Origin of the sequence: Chitinophaga alhagiae (assembly GCF_003568665.1) — a bacterium.
GTDB lineage: Bacteria > Bacteroidota > Bacteroidia > Chitinophagales > Chitinophagaceae > Chitinophaga > Chitinophaga alhagiae.
In genome coordinates this window covers 227,858-240,570 of record NZ_QXMH01000003.1, presented here as the reverse complement: position 1 = coordinate 240,570, position 12,713 = coordinate 227,858, and the positions used below count along the sequence as shown (strand labels likewise).

The following is a 12,713-nucleotide window of genomic DNA, read 5'->3' as shown; positions in this document are numbered from 1 at the left end:
CTGCAGGCACTCCGCCATATGGAGCATTACGTACCCATAGCAAAAGAGCAAGCCCTCTGCCGAAGGCCTGCCCTTTTTGGATTGTTCGTATGAGCGCTTCTTTACAGTTTTACTATTTTTTTCACGGCATTGCCTTTCCCGCCGGTGAGCTGCAGAAAGTACACGCCGCTTTGCACGCGTTCCAGGCTGATCCGGAACTGCTGCTGCCCGTTCAGCGTTTCTACCCTGATCACCTTGCCGCCCGCATCCCGCAGCTCCGCGCGGTGGTAAGGCACGGCCGTTTCCACCCTGATGAAACCCGCGGCGGGGTTGGGGTAAACGGTGATGCCTTTTGCATTACTTTCCGCTATGCCTGGTATTTTAGTGATCAGCGGCGCCCCGGCGGTGCTCACCAGCGCGGGCCGCTGGGCGGTATTGCCTGCCTCGCGGGCCGCAAAGGAGGCGTCTGTAGTGCTGCCAGTGGCATTGGATACTATCTTGAGAGTTAACACGCCGTCTGCCGCCTGCTGGGCCAGCGCTATGGCCGTTACGTCCCATTCCACATAATTGCCGGCGGCGGCGCCCATGGCGGTATCTATATTGGATGTGGTGATGGGCATGTTGTTCCAGTTAATGCCTGTTTCCGTCCAGCTGTCATTACTGACGTACTGGGCTATCCAGGGCACGGCGGCCACGCCGGTGTTGGCGTAGTTCACGTATAGCCGCAGCTTTACCGTATTGGCGTCTTCCGGCAGGTCTGCCACGTTGAATTTCAGGAATACTTCGCGGGCATACCCGGGGTTGTCTTTTTTCACCACCAGTGAACCGGCCGTGCCGTAGTTGACCCCGGCATAGGCGGTACCGTTGCGTACATAGGCATCCGTAATGGCGGTGGTGGTTTCCGAAGGAACATACACCGGCGTAGACAGGTTCACCGCATACGCCGCGGTGGAACCGGCAAAGTTGCCGGAAGGCAGGCTGGCGGCCAGCTGGCGGGTTTGCGGAATGTTGGGTAGCGTAAGCAGCATATTCACCGGCGAGGAAGATTGCGCGGGGTCTGCCACAGATACCTGTACGCTGGTGCTGCCCACTTGTTTCAGCATTACCGCGCAAGCCCGGTCTACCGTAACGGTCACGGAATCTTTGCTGAACGTGCCGGCCTTGTAGAATATGATCTGCCACACGTTGAGGCCGGTATGGCGAACGGCCTGCATGTCCCCGTTGTTTTGCAGGATGCGCACCGCCGTGGTATCGTAAGCGGCCATGCTTTGCCCCGGTATCACGTAGTAGGCGTAGCTGCCGCCGGCGGGCTGCGTGCCGTGGTCGAACCACAGGCCGAACACGTTCATGGTTTGCACAGTAGTGCTGCCGCCGTTGTTAATGCTCTTCCAGGTGCCGCTTTGGGCGGTGGTGCTCAGTTGTACATTGCCGCCCGCGGGGAAGTAGTAACTCACGCCGTTGTGTTCTACCCATTGCAGGTTATTGTAGCTGTACGTGCCCGCGGGTACGGTGCTCTGGCTGCCGCCCGCGGATACGGTAACGGCGCCGCTGAGCAGGCACTGGTTCACCGTGGTGTTGATGGGCTGCGTAGCGGTAGCGCTGATGCCTGCGCCCAGGCATACCACCTCATCGTCAAAAAAGAACCAGGCTTTTCGGGCCTGCGTGCTGTAATCATTAAAAGCAAGGGCCGTGGCGCCGTACAGAGAGTCAGACACCCCGCCCGAGAAAGCGGCGGTGCCGTAGTTGCCGCCCCATGACGGCCGCAGCGGGAAGGTGGTGATGTAGGGCGCCGTGGTGCCGGGTATGCGGCTCCAGTTCCACACCGGCTGTATATTGTAATACTCGCTGCCGCTCACGTAAATATTGGTAGCGCCTTCAGACAGGTAATAGCCTTTGAGGTTTTCCCCGTTGCCGTTCTCTGATTTGGAGGTGCGGGGAGAAACGTTCCGCAGCCCGAAGAAGTACCCCGGCCGGTGATGTACCGTGTAGTCCGAGTGCCAGAAATGGCTATGTACCGGGCTTACCATGTAGGAGGGCGGCTGCGCGCCCTGGATGCGTGCCCTGGCCTGGTCATACTCCGTGGCATGCGCGGGGTCCAGGTCTTTCAGCTTGCCCAGCTGGCTGTTCACGCCGGCCTGTGAGAGGTTGTTCACGCGGCTGATGCTGCGCCCGTTCACGCTGAAATCTATGTATTTGCCCCGCATGGAAAGCAGGTAGCCCTTCCGCACAAAGTTGCTGAACAGGGATAACTGCGTGCCGGAAAGGGCCCAGGAGGTGCCGCGGAGGTGGTGGGCTATTTTCACTTCGCCCCCCACAAACACAGACCCGTACCCAAACACGTACAGCTGGGGCCCGTGCTGCTGATAGGAGTAGTCGTACTGGATGCCTTCCTGCGTGGTTTGGGAAATGGGCATGTAGAACTGGGTCACGCCGGTCTGCATCAGGGTACTGTCTGCCGTGAGGCAGGCCCGGTAGATGAAGTGCATGGCCACGTCCATTTTATTGGCCCCGGTCTGGGCGGCGGGGTTGCCCCGGTTCATCTGGGCCAGCAGGTTGCTGCGCAGGGCGGCGGGCAGCAGCTGGGGGGTGTTGTATAGCAGTATCATCACTTCCCCCAGCATCTGCGGGTTGGATATCTGGTTATGGTACCAGTTCCAGCTCTGCGGGTCTGCCGTATCCCAGTAGCCCAGGCTGCTGGTGATGGCCGTAAAGAGGGCGGCGCTGTGGTAATGGGCGCCGGTGGGCTGGTTGTAGGCCAGCGCAAAGTTCTTGATGCGCCGCAGGTGCAGGTCTGCCGTATAGGTGGTGGAGCTGTAGGCGTAGCTGATGTCTGGCCAGGAGCCGTTGGCCTGCAGGTTACCCATGTTGGTGGTTACCTCGGCGTTGAGGGTGGTCACGGAAGGGGCGGCCGCCAGCAGGTCTGCCTTCACGCGGTCCATCACCAGGGTGAAATCGGTTTGTGCGCGGGTGGCGGTGGAACATAGCAGCAGGAAAAAAACAAGGTGTAGATAGTTTTTCATAGCAATTGATTTTGGTGGAAGAATACCGTGGAACATACATCACCATGCCGGTACCAAATCTAGTAAAACGGCCGTTGCGAAAGGGGGGAAATTTGTAAATAAATGGGGCGGTTTTTATAATTCCGGGGCGGCGGCAAACTCGGAAGGGGTTTTGCCGAACTGTTTTTTGAACTCCCGGCTGAAGTACTTCCGGTCATTATACCCCACCATATAGGCCACTTCATACACGGTGTGGCGGCGGGTACGGATCAGCTCCGCGGCCTTTTTGAGGCGGAGGGACTTTACAAAGTCATTGACAGACAGGCCGGTAACCGCTTTCAGCTTTTTATAGAGCACGGGCTGGCTCATGGCTACCTTGCGGGCCAGCATGTCTACGCCAAACTCCGGGTTGTCCATATGTTCGTCTACCAGCTGCATCACCTTTTCCAGGAAGGCGGTATCTACGCTGTTGGGGATGGCATCCGGGGCGGCGGGGGGCTGGCCGGCCTGCCACTGGCGGCTGAACTTTTCCCGCATCTTTTCCCGCAGCGCCAGCAGGTTGCGTACGTTCAGCTCCAGCACGCGGGTGCTGAAGGGTTTGGTGAGGTAAAGGTCCGCGCCGGTTTCCAGGCCGCTCACATGGTCTGCCTGCGAGCTTTTGGCAGTGAGCAGGATAACGGGGATGTGGCTGGTGCGCTCGTCTGTTTTCAGGGCGTGGCAGAACTGGAGGCCGTCCATTTGGGGCATCATCACATCACTGATCACCAGGTCAGGGATCTGTTCTTTGGCCAGGGCCAGGCCCTCCGCGCCGTTCTCGCTTTCCAGCACGTTATATTGAGGGCCGAAGGTACCGCGGATGAGCTGGCGCAGTTCGGGGTTGTCTTCCACAATGTGGAGGGTGAAGCGGGCGGGGGCCGGTTCACCGGAGGAGCTTCCATGGTGGCCGGGAGCCGGTTCCCGCGCGGGGGCGGCAACGTTCTTCTGATGGCCGGCAACAGGTTCTCCAATACCCGTTGCTGCCTTATCTGCGGCAGGCAACGCCCTGGGAGGCGGAACACCTTCGTCCGCAATTGCCACCACCTCTTCCTTTCGTACGGCCGCTCCCGTTCCTTCCGCCGCCCCGCCTTCTTCCACCACATGCGGCCCGCCCGCAAAGTGCCGCTTCCCTTCCGGCAGGGTAACGGTGAAGCTGGTGCGGCCTTCTTTGCCGGGGCCGGGCGGCTCGCTTTCTACGGCTACCGTGCCGTGGTGCAGCTCCACAATATGGCGGGAAAGCGCCAGGCCTATGCCATACCCCGTGTTCTGCCGCCCGTGGTCCGCCACCTGGAAGAAGTTGGTGAACAGCTTGTGCAGGTACTCCGGGGCAATGCCGCGGCCGTTGTCTGTTACCGTAATGATATACCCGCCGCGGCCGCGCTGCAGGTGCAGCAAAACCTGCCCGCCGTCTGGCGTGAATTTGAAAGCGTTGCTCAGCAGGTTGAAAAATACCTTGTCCAGCTGCGCCTGGTCAAACCAGGCGGGGGCTTCGGGTATGTCGTAACGAAAGGTGGTGCTGATATGGCGGCCCAGGGATTGTTCTCGGAAGCTGTCATGGATGTGCTGCAGGAAGGGGATGAGGTTGTGCTGCTGCACGTGCAGCGCAAGGTGGTCGGTTTCCGCCTTCCGGAAATCCATCAGCTCGCTCACCAGCTGCAGCAGCCGCTCCGCGTTGTTGCGTACCTGCTGCAGCGGCTGGCGCTGGGCGCTGCCCGCCGGCAGGCCGTGCAGCATTTTTTCTACCGGCGCCATCAGCAGGGTGAGGTGCGTGCGTATTTCGTGGCTCACGTTGGTGAAGAAGTTGAGCTTCACCTGGTGCAGGTCTTCTTCCTTGCGCAGCAGTGCCTGTAAAAAGAAGTACCGCGCCACCAGGAAGATGATGGCCGCCACCAGCAGCGCATAGATGCAATATGCCCACCAGGTGCGCCAGAACGGCGGCAGAACAGTGATCTCCATGCGCACGGGCTGGCTCCAGATGCCGTCATTATTGGCGCCTTTTACCTGGAAGGTATAGCTGCCGGGGGCCAGGTTGGTATAGGTCACTTCCGGTGTGCGGGTTTCCACCCAGTCCCGGTCAAGCCCCTCCAGCCGGTAGGCATAACGGTTCTTGTTGCTGCCAATATAGTTCAGCAGGGCAAATTCAAGGGTGAACACCTCCTGGTTGTGGCGGAAGCGGAGGGCATGGCTATGCCCGATGGCCTGCCGCAGCAGCCCGTCTTCGCCAAGGATGCCCACCGGCCGGTTAAAGAGCCGCAGGCCGGTGAATACCATGGGGGAGGTGTAGGTGTTGTTGATGATGTTGCGGGGAAAGAAGCTGGTAATGCCGTTGAACCCGCCAAAGAAGAACTCGCCCCGGCTGTCTTTCAGGAAAGAATTATAATTGAAGTTGTTGCCGGCAATGCCGTCTGCGGTGGTGTACGTCTGGAACGTTTGCTGCGCCGGGTTGAATTTCACCAGCCCATTGTCTGTACTGATCCACAATTGCTGCCCGTCATCCTGCAGCAGGCCCAATATATTGCTGCTGGGCAGGCCGTTCTTTTCCGTATACAGCGCAGGGTGGGCCAGTTCGGCATCCAGCTTCACCAGCCCGCCGTAATACATGCCCACCCAGATGTTGCCGGCATGATCTTCAAACATGGAATTGACATACCCTTTCAGTATTTCCCGGTAGCGGCCGTTCTCGCAGGCGTAGAGGCCGGAGGTAGTGCCGATCAGCACCCGCCGCCGGGTGTCTTCGTAAAGGTACCGTACAGATCTTTCGGGAATGTTGCGAACGGAGGTGTCTTTTGCGGTTTCCGTGAGAAGCTGGCCGCTGCGCCGCATCAGGTACAGGTCTTTGTTGGTGCCCACCCAAAAGCGGCCCTGGGAATCCTCCAGCAGGGCGGTCACCTCCAGCACAAAGCTGGATGCGTCTTGCGGCTGGTAGAGGAAACGTTTGAAGGTGCCGTTGGGCTGCAGCAGGTTCAGCCCGCCGCCGTGGGTACCCGCCCAGATGTGGCCGTCCTTGTCTTCCAGTATCACTTTTACGAGGTTGGAACCAATGCTGCCGGCATCTTCCGGGCGGTGCCGGTACCAGGTGAAGCGGCCGGTCTGCCGGTTGTAATAATTCAGCCCGCCGCCTTCGGTGCCTATCCAGAAATTATGCTGCCGGTCTTCCTGTATGCCGCTTACTACGTTGTTGCTGAGGCCGGGCTTGAAGGGGGCGTTCTGAAGGGTGGTAAAGGCCGTGCCGTAAGAATTGATCATGTTCACCCCGCCAAAATAGGTGCCTATCCAGACGGAGCCGTTGTTGTCTTCAAACAGGCTGTGGATGGAGCTTTGGCTCAGGCTTTTTTTATTGCCGGGGTCATGCTGGTAGGTAGCGCCTTTCATGAGAGCGGGGTCCATGATGCTGAGGCCTTCCTGGGTGCCTATCCACATTTTACCCGCTTTGTCCGCTATAATGCGGCGTACATAATTATTGACGATCACCGGCGGGGCCAGCGGGGTAAAGGTATGGGCAACGGGGTTGTACAGGCAGATACCCGCGCTTTGCATGCCCAGCCACAGGTGGCCGCCGCGGTCTTCCGCAATGGTGTTGATATAGTTGGCCGGCAGGCTGTTGGCATTGCCGGGCTCGTGGCGGTAGTTGGTGATGGTGAACGCTCCGCCGCTTTCCGTGAGTTTGCTGAGGCCGTTGGTAGTGCCCGCCCAGATGTTGCCGCGCGTATCTTCATAAATACAGCGTACAATATCTCCCGCCAGCCCGTCTGCCTGCCGCAGCACGCGGAAGCCGCGGCCGTTGCGCAGGTACAGGCCAAAGCTGGTGGCCACCCACAGCCTTTTTTTGCGGTCTGTATAAATATGTATGATGCCCGGCTGCCTGGCCGGGTACGCCGGGTACAGCGGGATGTGCTCAAAGGCGTCTTTTTCCGGAACGTAGCGGGCCAGCCCGTGAACGGTGCCCACCCAAAGGGTGCCCTCCCCGTCTGTATGCAGGAACATCACATGGTTTTCCGGCAGGCTGGTGCTGTCTCCCGGTTGCCGCAGGTACACCTTGAAACGCTGCCCGTCGTACCGGTTCAGGCCGTACCGGGTGCCGTACCACATAAAACCCTGCTTGTCCTGCGTAATGGCCAGCACGGAATTGTGCGAGAGCCCGTCTTCCACCATCAGGTGGTTGAATGCAATGCTTTGCCCCCTGCCTGGCTGAAAAGCCAATACCATCACCAGTACCCATAGCATGCGTTGCGGAAAAAACATGGCCCAATATACACATTGCCCGCATGCAAACCACGGGAGGAGGGTAGAATTTTATAAAAACAGTGTGCGGTATATTGCTGATAATCAGTTGATTGATGGGGGATTTATAAAAATCGCCCCATTCATTTACGATTCTCCCCCCTGGTTTTCTACCCGCCTCCACATATTTGCCAGCACGTTATGCTGATTCCACCATTCTTCCAAAATCATCAATATGCAAATGAAAAATGATGTAGAAATGTCCCGTTATGATATGAGATATATAATGGGAACGATATGGATGTTACTCTTCCCGCTTTTTCTCTTTGCCCAGAAAAAGCCGGTTACCGGCCGGGTAACAGACGAGAACGGAGCGCCGTTGCAGGGCGTTACCGTCATGATCAAGAACGACAAGACGGGTACTACCACGGGGCCAGACGGCAACTACGCCATTTCCGCCGCGCCCGGCTCCACGCTGGTGTTCTCCTTTATTGGTTTTGACAGGGCCGAAGCAGCAGTGAACGGCGGCTCGGTCTACAATGTGCGCCTGCTGGAAAAAGCCGGCTCGCTGAACGATGTGGTGGTAGTGGGCTACGCTACCCAGAAGCGGAAAGACCTTACCGGCGCCGTGGGCAGCGTGAATATGAAAGACTTTGAAAAGGCGCCCGTAAAAAGTTTTGACGAAGCGCTGGCGGGCAGGGTAGCCGGGGTGGTAGTGTCCAGCAACGACGGGCAGCCCGGTTCCGTGGCCAACATTGTGATACGCGGGGCGGGCTCCATCACGCAAGACAATTCACCGCTCTACGTAATTGACGGTTTCCCTATGGAAGACGGCAACGCCAACTCCATCAGCCCGGCAGACATTGAGTCCATAGACGTGCTGAAAGACGCTTCCGCCACCGCCACTTACGGCGCCCGCGGCTCCAACGGCGTTATTCTCATCACCACCAAAAAAGGCAAGCAGGGCCCGCCCAAAGTGACCTACAACGGTTATTACGGCTGGCAGCAGGTACCCGCCAAACAGGAGCTGATGAGCCCTTATGAATTTGTACGGTACGTAGGCGAGATCAACGCCGGCATCCGGGATTCCGTATACCTTGCAAAAGGCATTACGCTGGATGATTATAAAAATGTGGAAGGAACGGACATGCAGGACCATATCTACCAGACGGGCCAGAACCAGAACCACGATATTGCCGTGCGCGGCGGGAACGACAAAACAAGGTATTCCCTTTCCGGCAACTACAACAACCAGAAAGGCGTTATCATCAACGGCGGCTTCAAGCGTTACCAGGGCCGTTTTGCCATAGACCAGACGGTGAGCGCAAAGCTGAAAGTAGGCATTAACGCCAACTACGCCCACACGGAATCTTACGGCATCCCGGTTTCCGCCACCAACTTCTACGCCTCCGCCACCACGTTGTATTCCGTATGGGGCTACCGCCCCACCACCAGCCTTTCCGGCCGGGACAGCGCGGTGAACCTGGTAGACGAGTTCTATGACCCCACCAATGAACTGGCCAACAACCAGGACTACCGGGTGAACCCGTTGCAGAACATCCGGAACCAGCAGACCTCCGCCAAAACCAATACCCTTATTGCCAATGCCTATGCGGAGTACGCGCTCACCAAAGACCTTACGCTGCGCGTGTCCGGCGGCATCAACAGCGTAACGAGGGAAACAAACATTTTCAACAACTCGCTCACGCAGTCCGGCAGCAAATGGAGCGCCGCCGGGGTGAACGGCAGCATCACCTTTGAGCCTTCCTCCACCTGGCGGAGCGAGAACATGCTGACCTACCGCAAGCGCTTCGGCAAAGACCATCACCTCACCGCGCTGGGCGTGTTTGAAGCGCAGGGCAGCAAATATGCTTACCGGCGCCTGTCTGCCACGCAGATACCCAATGAAACGCTGGGGCTGGACGGTATAGACCTGGCGCCCGCGGCCAACACCACGCTCACCTCCCGCAGCAGCCGGTGGACCATGGCTTCCCTGCTGGCCCGCGTCAACTATGACTATGCCGGCAAATACCTGCTCACCGCTTCCATCCGCGCAGACGGTTCTTCCCGCTTTGCGCCGGGCAACAAATGGGGCTATTTCCCGTCCGCTTCGGTGGCATGGCGCTTCAGCAGCGAAAACTTCATGAAGCCGCTTACGTTCGTGTCAGATGCCAAGATCAGGCTGGGGTATGGCGCCTCCGGCAACAACAGGGTGGGAGACTTTGACTACCTGGCGCAGCTGCAGCTTACGAGCAACCAGTACTGGTACTCCCAGGGCGGCGGGCCGCTGAACATCGGCTCCGTGATCACTTCTTCCGCCAACCCCGGCCTGCGCTGGGAAACCAACGAGCAAACCAACCTGGGCCTGGACCTGGCCTTCCTGAAGAACCGCCTCAATTTTACGGCAGACATCTATCAGCGCACCACTACAGACCTGTTGCTGCGCGCCTCCCTGCCGTACGCGCACGGCGTGGAAAATTCCATCGGCTACAAGAACGTAGGCAAGCTGCAGAACAAAGGTCTGGAGCTGGCCCTCTCCGGCGATGTGATAGACCAGAAAAAATTCGGCTGGCGCAGCAGCTTCAATATCAGCTTCAACCAGAACAAGATACTGTCGCTCACAGAAGGGCAAACCTCCATCCTGTCCGGCTCCGGCACGTTCTTCAATACTACTTTTTCCGGCCTTTCTCCTTATATATCCGTTATTGGGCGCCCCATTGGTGAAATGTACGGGCTGGTGTTTGACGGGGTGTACCAGTTCTCCGACTTTGACCTCATGCCCAACGGCACGTACCAGCTGAAGCCGGAAGTAACGGCCAACGGCGCGGCCCGCAACGCCATCCGCCCGGGAGATATCAAGTACAAAGACCTGAACGGCGACCTGCTAGTGAATAACCAGGACTATACCATCATTGGCCGCGGCCTGCCCAAACACACGGGCGGTTTCAGCAACGATTTCCGTTACGGGAACTTTGACCTGAACGTATTGCTGCAATGGTCTTACGGGAACGATATCATCAATGCCAACCGCTACGTGTTTGAAGGCGGTATCGTCAACAACCCGAACCTTAACCAGTTTGCCAGCTACGCCAACCGCTGGACGCCGGAGAACCCCAGCAACACCCTCTTCCGCGCGGGCGGCATGGGCAATGCGGCGTACTCCTCAAGGGTGGTGGAAGACGGTTCTTACCTCAAGCTGAGAACGGTATCCCTGGGCTATTATGTACCCAAGGCGGCTTTGCGGCGGGCAAAAATAGACAACATGCGGTTGTATATGTCCGCCCAGAACCTGTACACCTGGACCAACTACTCCGGTAAAGATCCCGAAGTATCCGGCCGTAACGGGAACCTCACGCCGGGCTTTGACTACGCCGTATACCCGCATTCGCTCACCTATGTGATAGGGCTGAACGTAACCTTCTGATCAACGAAAAATCTTTGCATATGAAACGCATTTGTATCATTGTGTGTGTGGCCATGGCAGGACTCACTTCCTGCAAAAAGTTCCTTGACACCAAACCAACGGATTTCTTTACACCAGATAATTATTATACCTCCGAAGCACAGCTGCAGCAGGCGCTGAACGGCGTGTACGGAGACCTGATGCGCCCCGAGCTGTATGCGCAGGTGATGGGCTTCAACTTTGTGTCCACTACGGACGAGGTAATGTCTAACCGCACGGCAGACGGCGATGCGCGCGGGCTGCGGTACAACTATGACGCCTCGCTGGTACACATCGGCAACATCTGGAAGTTTTCCTACATAGGCATTGCCAACCTCAACCAGCTGCTGGCCAATATTGACAAACCCGACATGGACGAAGGCCGCCGCAACATTATCAAAGGCCAGGCCCTGTTCCTCCGCGGTTTCCTGTACTTCACGCTGGCCAGCAACTACGGGGACGTGCCCCTGGTGCTGCGGAACCTGGCCATCAGTGAAGTGAACATGCCCGCCACGCCTCAGAAGGGCGTGTACGAGCAGGTGGAAAAAGATATGAAAGAAGCCGAAACCCTGCTGGCCGGTTATACCTCCAACAAACTGGGGTATAACGATGTGGTGACCCTTACCGCCGTGCAGGCGGTGCTGGCGCGCGTATACCTGCACTGGGCCGGTTACCCGCAGAACGATGTGTCCAAATATGCGGACGTGATCACCTATACGGACAAAGTGATCAATTCCGGCCTGCATGCGCTCAACCCTGATTACCGGCAGGTATTCATCAATCTCAGCAGGGACCAGTACGACGTGAAAGAGATCATCTGGGAGCTGGGCTCTTCCGGCGCCGCGGCCGGTGTGGTGAACAAACCGGGAAACGACATCGGGAATTTTGTAGGCGTGCAGAGCAACCTTACAGCGGCAGACACCAGCTCTTATTCTTCCGCGGCCTGGGTATGGATCACCCGCAAGCTGTTTGACGCCTACGAGGTGGATGCGGCCAGCACCGCCCTGCCCTTCAAATCTTCGCTGGACGTGCGCCGTGACTGGAACTGCGCCAATTATATCTATTCCGGCACGCCCCGCGTGAGATCGGCCCGCAACAACGTATGGCAGATGTGTGCCGGCAAGTTCAGGCGGGAGTATTGCCCGGCGGCCATCCGCAATACCAACGGGGTAGGCGGCACCTATAATATCAACTGGCCTGTGATACGTTATGCAGACGTGCTGTTAATGCGGGCGGAAGCGGAGAACTATGTGAACGGCCCCGGCAACGCCTATACGTATATTGACCAGGTAAGGAAAAGAGCATACGGCATACAGGCGGGCAACGTGGTGAAATCCGTAACGGTGAGCCATGGCGGGTCCGGTTATACCGCCGCCCCTGCCGTGACCATTTCCGGCGGCGGCGGCCACGGCGCTGCGGCCACGGCCATCGTATCCGGCGGCCAGGTAACCGGCATTTACCTGAGCAGCCCCGGCGCCCTGACGCCGGGCAGCTATTACTCATCCGCTCCCGTAGTGGTGATAGGCACGGCCTGGATACCCGGCACTACCTATGCCGCGGCTACGCAGATCACCAACGGCGGCCACCTGTATACCGTTACCACGGCCGGTACCGCTACCAATACGCCGCCCACGCATACCTCCGGCGCGTCTGACGCGGCGGTGACCGGCGCCGTGTTTACCTACGCCGGTACAGCGGCCACCGCGGCAGCCGCCATTACCAATGGAACAGAATCGGCGCTTACGCCCGGCCTGGGCCGTGAAGCGTTTCAACTGGCCATCCGGGACGAGCGGATGCGGGAACTGTGTTTTGAAGCGGTGCGGAAGGCAGACCTCATCCGCTGGGGCAATTTTGTGGGAGACATGCAGACCTTTGCCGCCTGGGCCACCTCCAACGGCGCCAGCGTAACCGCTACCGGCAATGTGAACGGCCTGCAGGGCCTGCGCAACGTGGCAGACCGCCATGTGCTGCTGCCCAAGCCTACTTACGAACTCAACCTGAATCATGACCTGGTGCAAAACCCCGGCTGGTAATGT

The 12,713-nt window shown here is 58.3% G+C and carries 4 protein-coding genes; 2 read left to right on the top strand and 2 right to left on the bottom strand.

All coding sequences use genetic code 11. The features are described 5' to 3' along the window. Positions 1-101 precede the first annotated feature (101 nt). Together D3A97_RS17325 and D3A97_RS17320 are read right to left on the bottom strand one after the other, a co-directional pair. Positions 102-2,999 carry a polysaccharide lyase family 8 super-sandwich domain-containing protein gene (locus tag D3A97_RS17325; protein ID WP_198674044.1) on the bottom strand — a complete coding sequence of 966 codons (2,898 nt, stop codon included), beginning with the start codon at positions 2,997-2,999 and terminating at the stop codon, positions 102-104. 114 nt (positions 3,000-3,113) lie between these two features. Further along, positions 3,114-7,256 (bottom strand): hybrid sensor histidine kinase/response regulator transcription factor, encoded by a 4,143-nt coding sequence (locus D3A97_RS17320; protein WP_119079788.1) that lies wholly within the window; start codon positions 7,254-7,256, stop codon positions 3,114-3,116. A gap of 214 nt (positions 7,257-7,470) precedes the next feature. Between D3A97_RS17320 and D3A97_RS17315 the strand changes: the two genes are divergently transcribed. Beyond that, the gene (locus tag D3A97_RS17315) at positions 7,471-10,659 is read left to right on the top strand and encodes a SusC/RagA family TonB-linked outer membrane protein (RefSeq protein WP_232826003.1); all 3,189 of its coding nucleotides are present in this window, start codon (positions 7,471-7,473) and stop codon (positions 10,657-10,659) included. A 20-nt stretch (positions 10,660-10,679) separates the two neighbouring features. After that, a complete protein-coding gene (locus tag D3A97_RS17310; RefSeq protein WP_119079787.1) occupies positions 10,680-12,710 on the top strand; it encodes a RagB/SusD family nutrient uptake outer membrane protein in 2,031 nt (676 codons plus the stop codon). Positions 12,711-12,713: the final 3 nt, after the last annotated feature.